The following is a 21,753-nucleotide window of genomic DNA, read 5'->3' on the forward strand; positions in this document are numbered from 1 at the left end:
AAAGCCCTCTTTTAGAGGGCTTTTTACGTACCAAAAACAAAATAGTTACGTTCACCCAGTATACATCATCATCAACTTGCCAGCCGTAAGGATGGTCAAAAAACGAATTTTCATCATGATTCAAAATTTCTTCATTCTTTGTTCTGGCGCCGACTCAGAACTTTTAAAAACATGCTCTAAAGGCGAACAAAACAAATACGCAGGTATTGGCGCTACAGTTTTCTTTACTGCGGTAATGGCATTTATAGCAAGTAGTTATGCTCTGTATACCGTATTTGACAATGTCTATGCCGCCGTATTTTTCGGACTCATTTGGGGACTCCTAATTTTTAACTTGGACCGTTTTATAGTATCGACCATAAAAAAACGAGGCAATTTTGGGCAAGAGTTTTTACAGGCAGTACCACGAATAGTTCTTGCCGTTATCATTGCTATCGTAATTTCAAAACCTTTGGAAATGAAGATTTTTGAAAAAGAGATCAATCAGGTTTTATTAGAGCAAAAGAATGACCTTACCCTTGCCAATAAAGATCAACTTGCCCTACAGTACACTCCTAAGATAACGCAGTTAAATAACGACATCACCGACTTAAAATCTGAAATAACAGAAAAAGAAAAAGAAACCAATACCCTTTATGATATTTATATCAATGAAGCAGAAGGCACTGCCGGTACAAAGCTATTGGGCAAAGGACCTGTATATGCGGAGAAGCGGGAAAAACATGATGCCGCACTTGCTGAACTACAGGCATTAAAGACCACTAATGCAGAAAAAATTACAGATTTAGAAGCCCAAATAACGGCATTGAATACAGATTATGCAGACGTGGTGAAAAACTCGCAACCCATTATTGATGGTTTCGACGGATTAATGGCAAGAATTACGGCCCTAAATGAGTTGCCATGGATGCCATCATTTTTTATATTTCTACTGTTCTTAGCTATTGAAACTTCGCCCATAATTGCGAAATTACTTGCTCCAAAAGGTGAGTACGACATTAAATTGGAAGAAGAAGAAAGTGTTTTAGCTACATGGGTTGCCCAAAAATTGGCGCAACGTAAATTAATAGTTGCTACAGATGGAGAAATCAACCAAAAAATTTATGAAGATTTAAAGGGCGAAGAAGAGCTATACGGATACAAAAAGAAAAAAGCGGAAGAATTGTTACGCTTACAGGCAGATAGTTTCCATAATGTTCAAACCAAAGGATTAAAATAGAAAAAGACCAATATTTCTATTGGCCTTCTTCGGTTTGGGGGAACTACCTGAACAACTTCTTTACACGGTCATAGCCTCTAAGATCAATTCTGAATTTGTAACGTTATAGGTACATATTTCATAAATTTCCTCTTGGTTGGCAGTTTCAAAATAACCTAAGCATCTATTTGTGTTAATTACTGTTTTCATATTTTATAGTATTGGTGATTTTTTGAGTTAGTCATTAATTACACTCCAAAGGTACCTCATCAATTCAGCTTAGATCTTTGATTTCTGACCGGGGCAATCTAAGTATAGGCCAATGGACCATAAGTGTAGACGAACCTATTTTTCTTAAGCTATCCTTTGATAAATCAAAAACAGTAATGGACTCTCAACATGTTCTATACCGATAATCTTCTTAGTAAATAAGCTAATTTTATATATTGGTAATCTTAACTTTGCATTTTAATGGCATCACTGAAAGAAACCAAGAAAAAGAAGAGAAGGTTTTATAACCTTATGATCATCATAGTTCTACTAATTATAATTGCTACAGGTTTTATGGCACAGCTGGGATCGTAACAGGTTTAAGCTTAAAAATTGAATGACTGTATTCAATATTATATTGTTTTCCTTATGGCCAATGAAAATCTGAAATTCAAAAAATACCTAAAGCGCATTGGAAAAATTCTCCTTGGGCTAATTTTGCTATTTTTTGTTTTAGTCCTGTTAGTACGGACACCTTGGGCACAAAATGCCATTGTATCTAAGGTTACCAATTATATTTCTAGCAAAACACATACTAAAGTAGAAGTTGGCAAATTGTACATTACCTTTTCTGGTGATATACAAATAGAAGGTGTTTATCTGGAAGATGTTAAGGGAGATACCCTATTCTATTCAAAATCGTTACAAGCGGACATTCCAATATACCCTGCCATTTTTAAAAATGAAATTTCAATTGATGATGTTATATCTAAAGGTGTTGTTGCCAAAATAAATAGGGAGAACAACCCAGATGTTTTCAACTTTACGTTCTTAATAGATGCACTGACTACTACGACAGATACGACTGCTACAACTAGTGCCCCCATGAATATAAATGTTGGCAGCTTAGATATCACTGATTGGAAATTGAATTATTCCGATGCCTATCTTGGAACAGATATCAACCTTATACTTGGTCAATTAGATATTGACGTATCGGAATTCGACTTGAATTCCATGAAATTCTCTTTGGATGATTTTAAGTTGAGCAATACCCAACTCCAGTACGTTCAATCTCATGAATTCCCAATAACCGAAGACACCACAAGTACAGCTCTACCACATATTGAGGTGGAAGATTTTAATGTAAATAACGTAAATATCACCTACAACAGTCAGCCAGGCGGTTTACAGACCCAGTTAAAACTTGGTACCATTGAACTTACAGAAATACTGGCAGATGTATCCAAAAATAGATATGAGACAGATGACCTTGTTCTTCATGATTCAGAAATAGATGTAAAACTAAGGAGTGAAGAAACTAAAATAACTACCACCAATACAGCTGAATTTGAATGGCCGGAATTCATCATTGCAGCTAACGATATAGACCTTGCCCAGAACACATTCAGTTATTCCATAAATGGCAAACAGCAAAGCACGGAAAGCTTCAACCCCAATGCATTTAAAATTGAGCAGTTACAACTACTGGCCCAAAATTTAGAATATCGCCCAGAGCAGTTCAATTTAGATGTTTCTAAATTCTCCTTCTCAGAACCTAACGGTATACATTTAAATCAATTGGCCTTTAAAGCTGGCTTAAACAATACCAAGGCATCACTGTCAGATGTCGTTTTTCAAATAAACAATAGTTCTGCAAATGCAGATCTTAACGTTCAGTTCAATTCGTTGAAAGATGCATTGGAAAATCCTGAAAAAAGCACCCTAACCGCAAACATTGCCGATCTAAATTTAGAGCTTGGCGACCTCTTAAATATTCAACCGGAACTTGCCCAAAATCAATATCTAGATTCCTTATCAAAACATCCTTTTACCGGTCATTTAAAAGCAAGAGGAAACCTAAGAAAAGTTGATGATCTCAGTACAGAAATACAATGGGGGCCAGACACACATCTTGTGGCAAAAGGCAGTATTGAAAATCTTACCCAAACAGATTCACTTTTTTATAATTTGAACAATATTAGCTTTAAAAGCAATAAAACCGCTATAGACAAATTAATATCCTCCAAGGAACTAGGAATTTCTGTTCCTAAAACCATTGTAGCCGAAGGCAGCTTATCTGGTGGAACTAGCTGGGTAAAACCAAACATGGTCCTTAAAATTCCAGAAGGGAATGCAAATATAAATGCCCTTGTTGACTTTGGGGAAATCATGAAATTTGATGGTACCGTTTCTATAGACAGTCTTCAACTAGGGCAACTGTTACAGAACGATCAGTTAGGTGAAATTTCATTGCAAATAAATGCTAATGGCTCTGGTAACGAAACAAGCAATTTAGATGCCAACATAACCGGTAACATTTCGCAATTTCAATACGGCGGTTACAGTTATAAAGCGATTGATATTGACGGTATTCTAAATAATGGCAAGGGTAACATATCCGCAAATATCAACGACCCCAATTTGAATATGGATGCAGGTGCAACTTTGCTTCTTACATCCAATGACAATGATATTCAATTTACTTCAAATATTATTGGGGCAGATTTAAAAGAGCTTGGACTTACAAAGGAAAACATTAAAGTTGCCGCTAATATAAATGGTGATTATACCGGCATACCATCCAATTTTACGATAAATACCGTCATTGATGATGGTATTGCCGTAGCGGATAACGAGCAATATCAAGTGTCAACCATCATTCTAAAGGCACATGTTGAAGATACCATAACCGACGTTTCCGTACAAAGTAATTTCTTGAACGGTCAGTTGGCATCCAATGCATCGCCTAATCGTATTACCAACGCATTAAAAAAACAATTGGAACACTATTTCTCAACAGACGACACCGTCTATGAGGTCGAAGATACTATTGAAGCAAAACTGGCGATTGCCATAATACCAACACCGGTATTGTCTAAAGTATTTTTTAACGGAGTAGAAGATTTAGATTCCCTGAATATAGATGCCAGTTTTGATTCTAAAAAGAGAAAAATTTCCGCTCAAGTGAAAGTACCGCACATATCGTATGCCGGTAGTTCTGTAGATAGTTTAAATGCCTATGTAAAAGGAGATTCTGTAGACCTGAAATTTTCTGCAGGCCTTGCAGATTTAATTTACGAACCCATTCATCTTAAACAAACCTATTTAGAAGGTAGTTTAAAGAATAAAGAATTATTACTTGATTTCAATTCAAAAAATGACACGGTACAGGTCATGCACATAGCATCTGGTCTAGTATTCCAGAAAGACACTTTAAAACTCCATATTGATCCAGAAGATTTAATCCTTAACAAAAAGCAATGGGAAATTCCAGAAGATAATTCTATAGTGATCAGTGAATCATTTTCAGATTTTGAAAAAGTAATCTTTACTCGAAATTCTCAAAAGATGGAAATATCCAATACGTTTCCAAAGATGGATACGGAACATATTGGAATCCTGTTCGAGAATTTTCAGTTACAGACATTTCTCAGTTTTTTCAATCCTGATGAAGCCTTGGCAAAAGGTAAGGTAGAAGGCTATTTTGTAATCATTAATCCCTACACCGCGTCTGGGCTTGTTGCCAATTTAGATATCAAAGATTTTCAGGTACTTCAAAATCCGTTAGGCACCCTTACCCTAGATGCAACTTCCAAATCGTTATCAGAATATGACTTTGACCTCGCCCTAAAAGACGGTGGTGCAAAGCTTAATTTAACCGGAGATTATACCGCAAAACAAAATACCGCCTATCTGAATATGGAACTGGATATTCAAAAGCTGGAAGCCAGTATAATAGAAGGATTCTCTAACGAACAATTGACGAATGCCAAGGGTTATCTAGACGGAAGCTTATTGGTAAAGGGTACCCTGGCAGAACCAAAATACTCCGGCAGAATAAACTTTAATGAATTTAGCTTAGCCTTGGCGGCCTATAAGTCTACGTTTACCATAGATGATCAATTCATAGATATTGATCAAGACGAAGTAAGCTTTAATTCCTTTGCCATAGAGGACATTAATCAAGGTGCATTGACTATAGACGGTACGGTTTACACAGAGAGTTTTGTCAACCCAAGTTTTGACCTAACGGTGAAAACAGATCAATTTAGAGTGTTAGATTCCAAAAAAGGAGATGATGAATTGGTCTATGGAATTGCAAGTATAAAAGCAGATGTAAAAGTACAGGGAGATTTAGAACTACCCGTTATAGATGGCAGGCTACGCATTCGCGATATTACCGATCTAACTTATGTTGTACCTCAAGACCAATTGGACATTCAGGAGCGAGACGGTGTTGTCATTTTTGTAAACAGGGAAAACCCTGATGCCATACTTACCAGATCAGACGAAGAAACTACGAATTCCTTTTTTGCCGGTATGGATATCAATACGGTTCTAGAAATTGGGAACGAGGCTAAATTTACCATTGTACTTGATGAAAAAACCCAAGACAAGTTGCAGGCATCCGGTAACGCTACATTGAATTTGAACATAGATCCAAATCAAGACATAAGACTATCGGGCAGGCTAGAATTGAACTCGGGCTTTTACAGAACCAGTTTATACAACTTGGTAAGTCGCGAATTTCAATTACAAAAAGGTAGCAGTATTGTATGGAGCGGTGACCCATTCGATGCCAAAATGGACGTAACCGCTATTTATGAAATAGAAACATCTGCTTCTTCATTAATGTCTTCCATTAGTTACGGAACGGACAGCAGTGTTTCTGGCTCCTATGCACAGTCTACACCATTCTTGGTATATTTAAACATAGACGGGCAGCTTATGCAGCCAGAACTCTCCTTTGCCCTGGACATGCCAGAAAATGCGCAAGGTAACTTTGGTGGTGCCGTGTACAGTCGTATTCAACAATTGAACGAGCAAGAATCCGAATTGAACAAACAGGTATTCTCGCTCTTGGCACTGAACCGTTTTTATCCTACCACAGGAAGTGATGGTAGTAGTGGTGGCGCTGTAACTATTGCCAGAAACAACGTAAACAAAGTACTGTCTAACGAACTTACTTCCATTTCCAATAAATTACTGGGCAATACCGGTTTTGAGCTCGGTTTTGACTTGGACAGTTTTGAGGATTACGAAAGCGGAAGCGCCCAAAGTCGTACCCAATTGAATATCAATGCCAGCAAAAGACTATTTAACGATCGGTTGATCGTTACCGCAGGTAGCGCAGTAGATGTTGAAGGAAGTGCATATTCCAGCGAAAGTGAAACACCATTGATCGGTAACGTAACCTTGGAGTACCTATTGAGTGAAGAAGGCACGTACAGACTAAAGGGGTTTAGAAAACAAGAGTATCAAAATATTATTGACGGTCAACTTATAGTAACGGGTTTAGCTTTTATCTTTAATCGCGAGTTCAATAAATTCAGTCAATTGTTCAGTCCGCTGAAAAAAGAGAATAAACCGTCTAAAAAAGACGCGAACAAAAAAGAAGAATAACGGTACATTGAAAACGAACAACTGCACATATAGAACTTTAATTTGTTTGGCATTTTTGCTGATATATTCATGTGGCATTGAAAAATATATTCCTGAAGGAGAGCAACTGTACACCGGTGCCGAGCTTGAGTTACTTTCCGAAGGTGAGATACATGACAGTAAAGAGGTAAAGGCCGAATTATTAAATCTTATTGAACCTAACCCGAATACCACATTTTTAGGCATGAAGCCTGCCCTATTTTTTCATTACAAGGCGCAGCGAGAAAAACCAGGGTTTCTATATAAATTTTTGAATAAATCTTTTGGGGAAGAACCGGTATATTTTTCTGAAGTAAATACAGACCGTGTAGAAGAATTGATTTTAAATCGCTTGGACAATAATGGATTCTTCTATAGCAAATCATCTTCTGAAGTAGTCAACAACGACAAATTCGCTTCGGTCAATTATACGGCCAGTATGCCGCAGCCCTATGTTTTGGAAAACTATCATCTTGAATCTGACTCATTGCCCATTTATAAAGAAATAGAAAAAATGCTCCCGGAAACCTCTTTGGCAAAGGGAGATAGATTTGATTTAGATTTACTGAAGGCCGAAAGAGCAAGATTAAACAATGGATTAAAACAAAAAGGGTTTTACAACAGTCAAGAAGATCTACTCATTTTTGAGGCAGATACCAATCAATATAAAAACAGAAAATTTGACCTTTTTCTTAGACTAAAAAAAGATGTTCCCGCGCGGGCATCAATTCCGTACACTATTGATTCCATTACCGTTTACCCCAATTACACCATTGAAGGTGACACACTGCCCTTAACTGAAGAAAATGTAACCCAAATAGACAGTATTGATTTTGTACAGAATGAGCTATACTTTAAACCAAAGCTTTTAGAATCCTATCTATTATTCAATGAGGGCGACCTGTACAATGCCAATATTTCCAAACAAACAAGCAATAGGTTATCTGCATTGGGAAGTTACAAATATGTAAACATACAATACACGGAACTGGATACTACGGCTACCGATGGTAATGGCGGTTCATTGGCAGCAAGCATTTACTTGGCACCATTGACCAAACGCTCCATTAGGGCAGAAATACAGGCCGTATCAAAATCTAACGGCTTCACCGGTCCCGGTATTCTTCTGAGCCATACCAACAGAAATGTGTTCAACGGTGGTGAGACCTTTAGTGTTTCCGCCAATTTTAGTTATGAATCGCAATTATCAAGCGGCAGTAATTCCAGTTTAAGCAGTATAGCAGGTGGTATAAGTGCCGATCTAGTAATACCCAGGTCCATACCGTTTTCACCCAGTAGGTTTCAGTATGCCGTACCAAAAACAAAAATATCTTTAGGTTACGATTTTTTACAGCGTAGCCAATTATTTACCTTAAGTTCTGTAAATGCATCTTTTGGCTATACATGGCAAGAAAACCAATACGTATACCACACCCTAGACCCCATCAGTATAAATTACTCAAGGCTATCAAATGTAACCGATGAGTTTCAGGCAATTTTAGACGACAATGAATATTTGAGTCAAAGTTTTGAGCAGCGTTTTATAGCAGGGCTGCTCTATAGTTTCACCTATGACGAAGTATCCAAACTTAGCAAAGAGGCTCCTATTTACTTTTCAACCAACTTTGATATTGCCGGTAATATGCTAAATCTTATTAGCGGTGGTTCAGAAACTATTTTTGGCTCTACATACGCCCAATATGCAAAAGCCGATGCAGATTTAAGACTGTACCTACGTTGGAAAAAGGAGCGCACCTTGGTATCCCGTATTTATGCAGGTTGGGGCGTTCCATACGGCAATAGTTCAACATTACCCTTTGTTAAACAGTTTTATTCCGGCGGTCCATATAGCGTTAGAGCGTTTAACATCCGTTCTTTAGGACCCGGTAATTTTAATGCGGAAACAGAAAATGCCACTACCGATTATTTTGACCAATCCGGTAACCTTAAACTAGAAGCTAATGTAGAATATCGTTTTCCACTTTTTTCCTATTTAAAAGGCGCTTTTTTTGTTGATGCGGGTAATGTGTGGCTGACCGGTGATTACTCTGAACTAGAAGAAGACCAACTGAACAGCAGTTTTTCCGAAACACTTTTTACAGATGGTAAATTTGAAAAAGACTGGCTTACCGAGGTTGCTGCGGGAGTAGGGTTTGGTTTACGATTAGATGTTCAAAATTTTGTTATCCGCCTTGATCTTGCGTCTCCATTAAGAATTCCCTACGAAGCTAAAAACGAGCGATGGAACGTACCTTTCTTTGGAAATGCCGATAATAACATGACCTTAAACTTTGCTATTGGCTATCCTTTTTAACACCTAGTTTCCCCACATACGCTTCCAAAGTGCAGTCATCAGTCGTTTTGCATCCCGTTTAAATTTAGGTCTTTCTTCTACAATGAGATCTTCCCCATTGGGCACCAGTTTATAACTAAAGGCAAATTGAGTTTCGTTTTCATCTAAACTTATGAGTCCAAATCTTAAATCATTGAAATAAAGGTCCCCTTCTCTTTCTGTGATGGTATACCAGCCTTCTGTTATTTTAATAAGTCGTACTATCTTATCATTATCCGCCCATTTACCCAACAGTTCATGATTCTTTGGAAATGCAGAAAATGAAACATCCTTAGTATCAAAAAAAGAATAATCCCCCATCAAATACGCATCTTCAGTATCTATATTCGCCATCCATAATACCGTATTCAATGGCGCCGGACGTGTATTCACATCACTGTAAACAATACCTTGTTCCATCAAGGCATTCTCAAATCTTTGAAAAGCGATTCCTTTTAAAACAAGGGTAAATAGCAAATATGCTGTACTAATAGTAAGCCCTAAATGAACATATTTTTGACGTTTAACGGAAGTTCTTTTTTTGAATATTGCCATAATCAAAAAAATGATAAAAGGAACAGTGTATAACGGGTCTATTACAAAAATGCTTTGAAATGCCAACCGCGTTTTAAAGGGCCAGAACAGTTGTGTTCCCCAAGTGGTAAAAGCATCTAATAATGGGTGAGTGAACAATCCCCAGAACATTAACCAGGACCATTCTCTCCAGGTAGCAGATTCTTTCCTGTTTATCTTCCAGACCAACCACCCGAACACAGGAGCAAAAAGCACAGAAAAGAATATGGAGTGACTAAAACCCCTATGCCATTCCGTTGCTGTAACCGTATCAAGGAAATAACGTGTAATAACATCCAAATCTGGTATGGTACCGGCAATAGCTCCATACAACATTGCCTTATTACCCACTTTTTTACCAAGCACGGCTTCACCAACGGCAGCCCCTAGTACTATTTGTGTTAACGAGTCCATTTAGTATATCATTCAATTATGAGATTTCTCTCAGCAGAAATTAATTGACCTTTCGCCCCCATACCCTCAATAAAAAAAGTGACATTAGATTGAAACGTATTTAAAATTTTAAAGGTCGCAATACCGTTTTCATTAGTAATTAACTCAGGAACCCAGTGTATGGTTCCAAAATTTTCAAATTCATTGGAAAAGTATGACGTGTATTTAGGAGTATAAAACTTCTTTACTTTTTCAAACCCTTCTTTAAACTCATACTTAAAAATAGTATTATCTGAACTACCTTGATCCGTATACCCCCTTGGTAACCTGCGCGTGTATATTCTTATAACACCTCCAGAACCCCTTACTCCTTCACCAGCTCCTGTTTTATCAATTAAAAAACTTTCCACTTCGTTAGTTGGCATTCTATATAAAAGATCAAAAGTATTTAACCGTACATTATTCAAATAAATAGCAGGTACAGGCATTGCCCTTTTAGATTCAAACGACTGTACGGTACGTATTCTAATAATGACACGATCTGTACTACCAAAACTTAGCTCTTCTCTTACATAGTAACCTCTAGACCTAATTATATCACTTACTAACGGAAAATTTACTTCTATATCTTCTGTTACTTCGGTCATTTTGTCTTTTAGGTATTTAGGGATAAAAACATTGTTTTCTACCGTTGTTTTCATCCTTTCTTCAACCACGGTAACCTCATTTAAATTAATTGTATTATCGTCAGAAATTAAACCGGACATCTTAATATTTTCGTTAAAATCTTCAGGTTTAGGAATAACTTTCTCATTCCAAATTTGATCTAATTTTTCAGGCAGTTCGGCCGTCACCATATTTATCCCAACAGTGGGCTTTCTTAATGTTTTATTATTTATTAAAGTGAATTCCAACATGTCTCCTTTCTCAGGAAAATATTTTGGAATAAGAAATTTATTATCTAAAATATCCAAATACCTACTTCTATTATCAGGATAACTAACCAACAGTTTATCATTAGAAGAAACTTCTTGTCCATAAAGAGTACCTTCCAAATCAATTCCATTTTCAAATTCATAAAATTGATTTGGAGGTCCTCTAAAAATATCATTCCAATCGTACCGAGACCAACCTTGTGTCATTAACAAAAGGTCTAGCTCATTCTGTTTTTTTGTAGTTATATCTTCAAAGTAATATTTAGGATTTTCTATAAAACCTTTTATATAGGGTTTTAAATAAAAGGTGCTATAAATAGAGTTTTTTTGATTGTGAGAAATTGTGTTACCCGGTAAAACAGAGACACTTAAGTTTTGCTGTACTACATCAGTATCAAGCAATTTTACTTGTATTTTCAATGAATCGGTTTCTAAAGCCAATTTGCTTACTTCTAATTTAGCATCAAAAAGATCTGCATAATTAAAAATTAATCGTTCAGCTATGGGCTTACCGTCAGAATTAAATAAGGTCAAGATATTCATTCCCTTATTAAGCACTTCCTTGTTTAAAACCTTAGATACAAACAGGCTATTTTTAGGAAAAGCTAACGGTATTCTATTTGCGTGGCCATCTCTATGCACCAACAAATAAAACTGTTGGTTATCCGTAATCTCCTTAGTGGTTTCATTTGTAGTCAAGGTAATTATAAACCTATCGTCATCAATATGCTTAACCCCAAAAGCAACACCCTTTTTCATAGGTTTTTGCAGTGTCACTGTCTGTACGTTTCCATCGCTAAATTCTAATTTAGCGATATAGTTTTTACCAACTTTTGGAATAAAATTAAATTTGCCCAAACCAAAAATTGAGGTGTAAAATCTTGCCACTTGAGCATTGTCATCATCAAAAACGGAACCTTCTATAATTCTTACGCCATAACCATTGCCATCCGTAACCTTAACCCCCATAATACTTGGAGTGCCTTCAATTAAATTACCTCCTTCTGGCAAAAATTGGATATCATAATCACGAACAGCAGATTCTTTTTTTAAAGGCTTCTCATTTAAGATGGTAATCTTTTGTATATGAGAATCATCTTCCTTAAAATTCTTCATCCAATTGGTACTGGAACGTAAATAATACTCACCACTTACCAGCATAGAATCTACTACTATATTCCCTTTAAAATAACCATCTTTAGCTTTAAAATGATAATTTTTGAAATTCTCTCCTTTGGCATTAAACAAACCTACATGAACCGTTGTAGTTTGATGAAATGGTTTTTGAAGATGCCTGTTATATACATACCCTTTTAACCATACTTCTTCATTAACTATATACATTGTTTTATTAGTGTGAAGAAATACAGACTCTCTAGGTAATTCAAAATAATTTAAGAATTTATCCTTGACCAATTTATGACCTACATCATTTTGGGCTACAACATTACTTGATACAAATAGTACGATTAATAGCAAAAATCTATGCATAAATGAAGGTAGAAAATTTTAAGACCGTTAAATCTATGAATAAAAAAGTGCTATTCTATAATCCGCATCTCTTTAAATAGGAAAGAAGCATTCATATTATCATAAATATCTACTTAAGAAGTATAGTGATTTTTGAAACATGGTGTTAATCGTCCACTTTGCAAACAATAGATTTTGCTATGTTAGCAAATTTAAAATCATTCAACCACAAGAGTCTGTTCAGCAGAAATTAATTGACCTTCTGACCCCATGCCCTCAATAAAAAAAGAGACATTAGATTGAAACGTATTTAAGATTTTAAAAGTAGCGATACCATTTTCATCGGTCTGTAATTCAGGAACCCAATGTATGGTGCCAAAATTTTCAAATTCGTTAGAAAGGTATGATGTATATTTAGGGGTATAGAACTTCTTAACAGGCTCAAACCCTTCTTTAAGTTCGTACTTAAAAACATTTTCATCCCTACTATACTGATCATTGTAATCTCTTGGTAATCTTCTAGTATAAATTCGAATTACACCACCCGCTCCTCTTGCTCCTTCAAATGACCCAGTCTTATCAATCATAAAACTTTCTATTTCGGTTGTGGGCATTTTATATAAAATATCAAAATTTGGTAAACGGGCATTATCTAGGTATATAATTGGAATAGGATAAGTACTACCTCCAAGAAAGGAAGATGGAATAATTGACCTAATAATAACACGGCTTGTACTACCAAACTGAAGCCCCTCCAGCACATTATAACCCCTAGACCTTATAATATCAGTAACATACGGTAAGCTAAATTCTAGATTTTCAGTTACTTCTGTCATTTTTCTCGACAAGTACTTAGGAATTAAAGTGTTTTTTTCAACAGTAGTTTTAAGCTTTTCTTCAATTACAGTCACCTCATTTAGGTTTATCGTGTTATCGGCATAAGTTATGCTAGGTACAATTACATCTTCAGAATCATTATCGTTGATAAAATCTGCCTTTTCTTTCCACGTGGTTTCAATTTCATTGGGTATACCCCCCAACCTTATATTTAAATCAATATTAACTTTCGCTAATTTTCTATTCTCCCTGATCAAAGTAAATTCTAAAGTCTCACCTTTAACCGGAAAGTTCCTTTGAATTAAAAATCTATTGTCCAAAATATCCAAATACCTACTACGGTTATCTGGGAAACTAACTAAAAGTTTATCATTTGAAGTAACACCTTTATTATAAATAGACCCTTCCAAATCAATTCCATTTTCAAATTCAAAAAACCGGTTTGGTGTACCTTTAAAAATATTGGTCCAATCATATCTAGACCAACCCTGGGTCATCAATAAAAGATCAAGATCTTTCTCTTTCTTAGGGGTAACATCCTTAAAATAATATTTAGGATTTTCAATGAATCCTTTTACATAAGGCTTTAAATAAAAGGTACTATAGATAGAGTTTTTTTGATTGTAAGAAATTGTATTACCGGGTAAAACAGAGACACTTAAATTTTGTAGTGCTTTAGCTGTATCAAGAAGCTTAACTTGAATATTCAATGAATCTGATGCTGTAGACAATTTGCTGATCTCTAATTCGGCATCTAAAAGATCAGCATAGTTAAAGATCAACCGTTCAGCAATAGGCTTACCATCTGGATTAAATAGGGTCAATATATTCATCCCTTTAGTAAGCACTTCTTTATTTAAAACCTTTGACACATATAGTTTATTCTTTGGGAAAGTAATAGGAATTCTATATGCGTGGCCGTCTTTATGTACCAACAAATAAAACTGTTTTTCATCAATAATCTCTTTTGTTGCAACGTTTGTAGTAAGACTTATAACGAACTGATCATTATTAACACTCTTTACGGTAAAAGAAATACCAACCTTAGAAGGCTTTTGTATTTTGGTCGTTTTTGTACTACCATCGTCAAATTTTATTTTAGCCACATATTCAATACCCGCCTTTGGATTAAAATTAAATTTCCCTAAACCAAAAATTGACGTATAAAATCTAGCAACTTGCGTATCATTAGTATCAAATACCGACCCTTCTACTATTTTTACACCATAGCCATTAGCATCAGTCACCTTTACACCCATAACACCGGGTGCATCTTCAATTAAATTACCGCCCTCAGGCAGAAATTGAATATCATATTCCCTAACTGATTTAGCCTTTTCAATTAGCTTCTCATTTAATATGGTAATCTTCTGAACAAATGAATCATCTTCTATAAAATTCTTCATCCAATTGGTACTTGAACGAAGATAATATTCGCCACTCACAAGCATTGAATCTACAGCGATATTACCTTTAAAATAACCATTGCTTGCTTTAAAATGATAGTCATCAAATTTCTTGCCGTCAACATTATACAACCCTACGTGAACCGTTGTAGTTTCACTGAACGGTTTACCATTATGTCTATCATACACATAACCTTTTAACCATACTTCTTCATTGACTATGTACGTTGTTTTATTAGTATGTAGAAATACGGACTCTCGTGGTAATTCAAAATACATTAAGAATTTATCCTTGACCAATTTGTTACCAATTTCATTTTGGGCCAACAGAATATTTGAAATCAGAATAAGAAATAAAAGCGTTATTCTATGCATAAAAAGACGGAAAAATATTACACCGCTAAATCTATGAATAAAATATTCTTACTCAATAATCCCCATCTTTTTTAACAGAAAAGAAGCGTTCATATTTTGGCATATACCATCTTTGAACGTATAATCAAAATGCAATTCGTTATCTATGATTTCAGCATCAAAATAATGGTTTTTAACCGCATTATATTCATTGGCGACTTCACATAGACTAAGATCGTGAGTGGCTATAATCCCTGTAGATTTACTCTTAACCAAGCGTTCCACAAACTTTCGTGATCCTAATGCCTTATCAGTACTATTGGTTCCTTTTAAGATTTCATCCAGTACAATAAAGTAACGGTCAACTTGTATTTCATCTACTATATATCGTAATCGTTTTAACTCAGAAAAGAAGTAAGACTCATCATCTGTCAATGAATCTGTAGTACGCATGCTCGTTATTAATTTTATAGGGGAATAACTGACCTCTTGGGCACATACGGGCAAACCAACATTCGCCATCATAATCTGCAAGGATACCGTTCTTAAAAACGTACTCTTACCTGCCATGTTAGCTCCTGTGATAATAAAGAACTGTCCGCCCTCTATAGTAATATCATTCAAAATACTTTTCTTAGGATCCAATAAGGGGTGACCTGCGTTTTTAGAATTCAACACCACCTCATCACCAGTAATTGTAGGATACGTAAAATTTGGATGGTTAAAAGCAAAGTTCCCTAAACTGTTATAAGCATCAAAAAATGCGATAGTATTGAACCAGGTTTCCACGCTTTTACCGTGTTCTTCGATCCATTTTTCAACTGCAAGACAATCGGTTAACGAACGAAGAAAAAATCCGTTAGCAAATATTAAATACAATAGATTGTTATTACGGTCTAGATTGCTCAATAACGAAGCAAATTTCTTTAACACCTTAGAATTTTGCTCCCCATTACTTAGAATATTCGCCTTCTGCCTCTTTAATAAATTTGATGTGAATTCAGTCTCTTCAATCATTGCCAAAAGCTGATTGTACTGATCAAAGGTAGACTTCATTTTTGAGGCACTTTGACCTAAATTGGTCACTTTTTTAGTGAACAAACCAACAATGACCATTCCTAAAACCAGCCATGTTATCAACACTGATTCTGGTAGATAATCCAAAAAGTACGCTATGAATATAGTTACTGAAAAAATAGAAAATACGGAAGGAATAAATTTCATCGCCTTTGGCACAAAGGACTTATAGTTCTTTAACCAAGTAGCGATAGTACGTGTAGAAGTTTCTGTTTTCGTCAATACTGCCATGGCTGAAAACTCTTGCCTCCAATCTACTTTCTCCGCTATCTCGGCAATAGCTTCTTGTTTTTCCTTTATCTCATTTATGGAATTTTCCTTATAGATATCTGCCAACAACAAGCTACCCTCGGCAAGTTTTGTTCTGTTGGAAACTTGATAAAAAGAACCTTCGCCAAAAAGATCAATATCTTGACTGAAATAATGAATATCGTCAGCATATTCCTTTCCGTTGGGAAGGTTAGAATAATCCCTATTCAACACCTGTAACTCTACCGCATTAATTTCCTTTAATGCCTCTAATTTTGATTTTTGATGTTTAAGATTCGTGTATTTGCTCACCAGATACAAGAACAACGGTATACCCACACACAATACACCAATGACATATTTAGCATCTACAGATGCGAAATATATGGCAACAATGGTCCCAAGAAATATTAGTAAACGAAGTATACTGAACGTAAATAACTGTTTGTTCAGTGCCTCGATCTGTTTTTCAAAACCGTTTACTTTAGTGGTATAAAACTCTTGTAAATTATTCATTCAAATAAACCCTTTAAAAAGGTAAAGATAACCTTAGAAAATGGTTTCTATAAATGGAAAGTAGTTTTATAATACTCATTTCTTGCTATAGATTATCTGTAACGGCGCCCTCATAAGTAGTGTAATTTATTTTCAGAAGATTCACCATACGTAGTTGACTTTTTAAATCTTCTATAATACCCATTTTAACCCCTACATCAGCTTTTATAGAAACTGTTGCCACACTTCTTAAATGCTGTGGCATTGACGATAAAGCTTGTAGCGCATAATCACCAACTTCATCTACGGTAATAAATTTATTATCCATTTGAATTCTTGGTTCATCACCTAAATTGGTCTTGGCTTCTGAAGTAGGTTTACCTACATAAATTTCAATCACCCGATCTTTCTTATCCAATTTTTCCGTTTCGGTTGCCGTTGGCAGCGTATTCTCAACCAATAAATTTTGATTCTTCATAACGGTAACCGTCATAAAGAAAAAGAGCAGGATAAAAACAATATCTGGCAATGATGCTGTTGATACTGGAGGTAAGCTTTTACTAGATCTGTATTTGTTGAATTTTATCATGGTCTTAGTTATTTACTGTTTCTGGTTCTAAAATTTTCTGCGGATAGAGCGCTCTAATAACTTCAAGTCGTTCTTTTAAAATCATCTTTTGATCTTCACTAATTTCATCATTGTAATAATCAGAATAAATGGTTTCATAAGTGGTATTGAACAAACGAAGACTTTCTCTATTACGAAGAAAATTATAGGCCCCTATTACTTCATTTTGCACCGACACATAGACAGGATAGCTACTATTACGTTGCGTTTTAATGGAAATGATAGCCTTATCCGGATTCTCTGATGAATTTGCAAGCCGATTACCTTTGCAATATGTACAATACCCTTCATTTTCAATTGACATTCCCCCATTATCAATGAAAGCAATTATTTTCTCTCTAAGATTAGTAAGCTTTATAATATTATCTTCAGCCATGATAAGGTCAACATCGTTAATACTGATTTCAAAAAGGTTTCGCTCTTTGATATCAACAGTGTTGTCCGTAATATCCGGAGGCATTGAACGGTTGATTCCCGCATCATTTTCTATAGAAGTAGTGACCAAGAAAAAGATGAGTAACAAAAAAGCGATGTCTGCCATTGACCCGGCATTTACTTCTTGAGGTGATCTATGGTTTTTCATAAACAGTGGTTTTAAACACTATTAAGTACTACAAACCAATAAAAATTAAAAAGTAAGAATGAGGGAATGGTTGCTTTGGGTGAGGGAATGGGACCTCCTAGTTCAATATTTAGTCAAATAAACAATAACTACAACCCCTCCAACTCCGCCTTAACCTTTTTGGTCAGTTTAGAAACTACCAAATCGTACGAATGGTCAATAAGCTCTTTTGTTAAGTCTTTAGAGATGCTATCAAGGTAGACCGTATTCCAATGTTTTTTGCTCATGTGCCAGCCTTCTATAATACCATCATGTTCTTCACGAAGTTCTATAGCCCTATCAGGATCACATTTTAGGTTAATACGCAAAGGCACATGATCCAAACCACATAAGGCGAACATCTTGCCCATTACTTTGAATACCAGGGTAACCTCATCAAAAGGAAAGGATTCTGTTACACCCTTTTTCGCTATGCAGTACTCCCGGTATTCTTCAACATTCATTTTATGATTTTTTGGATTTTACCTTTTCTAAAAACGCTGAGGCATTTTGCCAATAATATCTGATTTTTAAAAAAGTCTTATCTCCAATATCATTAGACTCAACAGTTTCCATAGCAACGCCACCTATTTTTTCATAATAGGAAATCGCAGCGGCGTTGGTATCTAAAACCCATAGGTAAAAACCATTTTCACTATTCCGCGTTAGGATTTCTTCCGCTAAAGCGGCCATTAATTTTGTACCTACACCTTTTCCTTGAGTATGTAAGCTTACATGTAAATTATCCAGTAATGTACCGTATTGGGCATCATGATTGAAATAGGCACACATAAAACCCAAAACCACGTCATCCTCCTCCGCTATAACAACAAATTGATTATCTGACGGATTTTCAAAGCGCTTTTTCCATTCAATCAATCTATTATCGAATGCCTGATGATCTAAAAAATGATCACTAAAAGAGTCTCTATAATTTTGCTGCCAGCTTACGGAATGTAACGTTGCAATGTTCTCAACATCAACTTTAGTAGCCTTTCTAAAAACCATAATATCGATCTTAGATTCCTGTGGAATCGTAAACGATTACCTTAGACCATAGCTTTTCCGACTCTTCTATAAACAGTTTATGAGGAGCCTCATCTTGATAGGCTTGTTGAGATTCCGCAGAATCAAAACTTACGATCAATGAATAGGTAAAAGAACCATCTACTACATCTCTACTAGCCTTTGGAGGAGTGCCAATAAATTTTGTCTTCGCATAACCAGAGTTATCTAAAAATTTACGCAAAGAAGTTTCAAAAGCGGTTCTGTCTGCTTGATTATCAGGATTTTTCAACCAAAAAAATACAGTATGGGAAAAATTAGCATCAAATTCTGTCATTTTATCATCATTTTGACCAAAAGTTACAGTGGTCATTAGTGTTATTACAAGGATACAAATTACGTTTTTCATTATAAAATTCATTTTTAATTACTGTTTTTCTTCTAATAGTTCTATTTGTTTTTGTGGAATTTTTAGGGCCGTATAATCAAGTGTCCACCCAATAGTTTCCACAATTTTTTCCATAATCAAAACGGTTTGCAAGGCTTCTTTTCTGGCCGTATCCATCAATCCGCTTTCCGGTATTTTCTCTCTAATGTGACTCTTGGCTTCTGCGTTCAACTTTGTAAGATCATCAGGAGCAAAGAAGTTGAAAAATCCGCTTTTAATATCATAAAATTCCAATTCTGGTTCAATACTCAATACTTCTGGTTGAGGAAAATTATCAAGAATAATTGTTTTTTTACCCTCATCTGCATGCATTAGTATTTTACTTAGATCATAACCAATATGGGCCTTCGCTTTTATAACAACAAGTGCTTTCTTTTTACTGCTTACCAAACTCATGAAATCCTTTACATTTTCATATTTGTAGATTTCGGCAAATTCGCCTTCTACAGAAATCAATTTGCAAACGCTTTTCATTTTTTCCAACAACACGGTAGATTGGTGTGTTGTTATCTCTTTACTTTTCTTGCCCTTAAAAAAATTAAAGAGCCAATACATACCAATGGCCCCTAAAACCAGACCTAGAATCGTATCAAAAATATTATCCATTTTTATTTCCTATTTCGCCTAAATGCGTAAACTTAAACCCTTTATCGTATTTAAGTCCGTAACCAAAGATACGGTCCATAGCCGTATGTATAAAAAGAATTGTACCTATTAATTGAACAATGGGTAGCATAAAGTAAATACCCACAAAATACAAAAGCACGGCAAAACCCCTGTGATGAAATAGGTTATAGGACATTGCCCCAATTTTAGCACCCAATAAATAACCTAACATAGAAACATCTGGAGTAAGTATCAAAACCGGCAACCACCACCATTGATAACCTAATAGACCAAACATAAAAATACCAAGAACCATTAAGGCGAGTTCCTCTAATTTCAGTAAATTTTTCATAATCATTCAATTTTATAAAGCACAGGTCTGCTTGGGCTGGCATCATTTTCAAAAGGTGCCACCTGTAGATTTAAAAAGTACGAACCGTCAACAATCGATTCCGGAACATAAATAAATTCTGTAATCGTTGCATTTAATCTTACTTCCCCATTAAAATTCCAAAAGGCCTTGTGTGCCAAAAGAGCACCGTTGTCCTTTTCTTTATCTACAGAAGGTAAATCTATTAGTAAATGTTCAACACCAAGTTCTCTCAAAAACACCATGGCATCTTCTAAAATGTATGGCGGATTACTATTGGAGTACTGTCGGTTTAATTTCATAGCTGTATTGGGCAAAGTTCTTATCACCAATGCGCTAGGAGCTGTTCCACCTAAGGCTTTTTGTAACTGTTCTTTAGTAATGACCAAATCTTGGTTTTCTTTTGAAGGTGAAATAGTAATGACCTCCGCTAGAAAGAAAAACTGTTGTAAATATTTGTTTACAGATTGATGTTCAGCTGATATATGCCCTACACATTCAGTATGCGTACCATGCGAATGCGGATTAAACCAAATATCATAAAAGTTAGTACTGGCACCTGCAGGAATACTACCAACAAAATCCTTATCCCGATGCGGTTCTATTTTGGGAGCATCAATATACCATGCGTTGACATTATCCTTTTTATTGGTTATGGCAATAGAAATATCCAATGGTTTAGACAGGTCAATTTGATATTGGTTAGCATTGTGGGTAATGGTAGTTTTCATTCTAATTATGCTCAAATTACAAGGTTGTTTTGAGATAAGAAATTTACGACTTTTTGTGCGGTTATGATTAAAGCATATTGATGAGATAAGTATTCGCGTTCCGAACCCGTTCTCGATACAATTTTTCATTTCCGTTTTACTCCAATAAAAAATCACTCGAACTGACAGTACATTTTATTTCAACCATTATAATCAGGTTATTTGAAGCACCGATGTCACTTCGAGTGAATTTCGAGGCACGAGGAAATTTGCTTGCCCGCCGTTGAGGTTGGTATCGAGAAGCGCGTGTTCCAAAACTCGTTCTCGATACATTTTCTTGTTGAAAACACTCGAACTGACAGTTCGTTTTACTTCAACATTTACAAACGGATTATTTCAAACACCAATGTCTCTTCGAGTGAATTTACGAGG

16 protein-coding genes are annotated in these 21,753 nt (G+C 35.6%); 3 read left to right on the forward strand and 13 right to left on the reverse strand.

Going from position 1 to position 21,753, the window contains the following annotated elements; genetic code table 11:
- Window positions 1-115 precede the first annotated feature (115 nt).
- Window positions 116-1,219, forward strand: coding sequence for a DUF4407 domain-containing protein (locus tag B2Z27_RS16205; protein WP_286814428.1), 1,104 nt, complete (start codon window positions 116-118; stop codon window positions 1,217-1,219).
- Window positions 1,220-1,279: 60 nt separating this feature from the next.
- Here B2Z27_RS16205 and B2Z27_RS16210 read toward each other — a convergent pair whose 3' ends face one another.
- The gene (locus B2Z27_RS16210) at window positions 1,280-1,408 is read right to left on the reverse strand and encodes a hypothetical protein (protein ID WP_257786201.1); all 129 of its coding nucleotides are present in this window, start codon (window positions 1,406-1,408) and stop codon (window positions 1,280-1,282) included.
- 429 nt (window positions 1,409-1,837) lie between these two features.
- On the opposite strand from B2Z27_RS16210, the gene B2Z27_RS16215 reads away from it, so the two are divergent.
- Window positions 1,838-6,814: a translocation/assembly module TamB domain-containing protein gene (locus B2Z27_RS16215; RefSeq protein WP_286814429.1), complete on the forward strand. Its 4,977-nt coding sequence runs from the start codon at window positions 1,838-1,840 to the stop codon at window positions 6,812-6,814.
- Window positions 6,815-6,860: 46 nt separating this feature from the next.
- Window positions 6,861-9,146, forward strand: a complete 2,286-nt coding sequence (locus tag B2Z27_RS16220; RefSeq protein WP_286814430.1) for a BamA/TamA family outer membrane protein — start codon at window positions 6,861-6,863, stop codon at window positions 9,144-9,146.
- A 3-nt stretch (window positions 9,147-9,149) separates the two neighbouring features.
- Here the strand turns inward: B2Z27_RS16220 and B2Z27_RS16225 are convergent, their stop codons facing one another.
- The 12 genes from B2Z27_RS16225 to B2Z27_RS16280 all read right to left on the reverse strand — a co-directional run bounded on the left by B2Z27_RS16225 (window position 9,150) and on the right by B2Z27_RS16280 (window position 21,342).
- Window positions 9,150-10,151 carry a metal-dependent hydrolase gene (locus B2Z27_RS16225; RefSeq protein WP_286814431.1) on the reverse strand — a complete coding sequence of 334 codons (1,002 nt, stop codon included), beginning with the start codon at window positions 10,149-10,151 and terminating at the stop codon, window positions 9,150-9,152.
- A gap of 8 nt (window positions 10,152-10,159) precedes the next feature.
- Window positions 10,160-12,556: a hypothetical protein gene (locus tag B2Z27_RS16230; RefSeq protein ID WP_286814432.1), complete on the reverse strand. Its 2,397-nt coding sequence runs from the start codon at window positions 12,554-12,556 to the stop codon at window positions 10,160-10,162.
- Window positions 12,557-12,753: 197 nt separating this feature from the next.
- Complete coding sequence (locus B2Z27_RS16235) at window positions 12,754-15,153, reverse strand: hypothetical protein (RefSeq protein WP_286814433.1); 2,400 nt, start codon at window positions 15,151-15,153, stop codon at window positions 12,754-12,756.
- A 48-nt stretch (window positions 15,154-15,201) separates the two neighbouring features.
- Window positions 15,202-16,974 (reverse strand): MutS-related protein, encoded by a 1,773-nt coding sequence (locus B2Z27_RS16240; RefSeq protein WP_286814434.1) that lies wholly within the window; start codon window positions 16,972-16,974, stop codon window positions 15,202-15,204.
- 85 nt (window positions 16,975-17,059) lie between these two features.
- Window positions 17,060-17,542 carry an ExbD/TolR family protein gene (locus tag B2Z27_RS16245; RefSeq protein WP_276471491.1) on the reverse strand — a complete coding sequence of 161 codons (483 nt, stop codon included), beginning with the start codon at window positions 17,540-17,542 and terminating at the stop codon, window positions 17,060-17,062.
- A gap of 4 nt (window positions 17,543-17,546) precedes the next feature.
- On the reverse strand, window positions 17,547-18,164 hold the full coding sequence (locus B2Z27_RS16250) for an ExbD/TolR family protein (RefSeq protein ID WP_286814435.1): 618 nt from the start codon (window positions 18,162-18,164) through the stop codon (window positions 17,547-17,549).
- A gap of 128 nt (window positions 18,165-18,292) precedes the next feature.
- Window positions 18,293-18,646: an MmcQ/YjbR family DNA-binding protein gene (locus B2Z27_RS16255; RefSeq protein ID WP_286814436.1), complete on the reverse strand. Its 354-nt coding sequence runs from the start codon at window positions 18,644-18,646 to the stop codon at window positions 18,293-18,295.
- 1 nt (window position 18,647) lies between these two features.
- Complete coding sequence (locus tag B2Z27_RS16260; protein WP_286814437.1) at window positions 18,648-19,190, reverse strand: GNAT family N-acetyltransferase; 543 nt, start codon at window positions 19,188-19,190, stop codon at window positions 18,648-18,650.
- A 10-nt stretch (window positions 19,191-19,200) separates the two neighbouring features.
- The gene (locus tag B2Z27_RS16265; RefSeq protein ID WP_394332428.1) at window positions 19,201-19,560 is read right to left on the reverse strand and encodes a Dabb family protein; all 360 of its coding nucleotides are present in this window, start codon (window positions 19,558-19,560) and stop codon (window positions 19,201-19,203) included.
- A 54-nt stretch (window positions 19,561-19,614) separates the two neighbouring features.
- Entirely contained in the window at window positions 19,615-20,241 is a 627-nt protein-coding gene (locus B2Z27_RS16270) for a DUF4230 domain-containing protein (RefSeq protein ID WP_058104019.1), read from the reverse strand.
- Window positions 20,234-20,593, reverse strand: coding sequence for a DUF4260 domain-containing protein (locus B2Z27_RS16275; RefSeq protein ID WP_058104020.1), 360 nt, complete (start codon window positions 20,591-20,593; stop codon window positions 20,234-20,236). Before B2Z27_RS16275 ends, B2Z27_RS16270 begins: the two co-directional genes overlap by 8 nt.
- A 2-nt stretch (window positions 20,594-20,595) precedes the next feature.
- On the reverse strand, window positions 20,596-21,342 hold the full coding sequence (locus tag B2Z27_RS16280) for a cyclase family protein (protein WP_210708413.1): 747 nt from the start codon (window positions 21,340-21,342) through the stop codon (window positions 20,596-20,598).
- Window positions 21,343-21,753: the final 411 nt, after the last annotated feature.

Source organism: Maribacter sp. UBA3344 (assembly GCF_002362375.1).
GTDB lineage: Bacteria > Bacteroidota > Bacteroidia > Flavobacteriales > Flavobacteriaceae > Maribacter > Maribacter dokdonensis.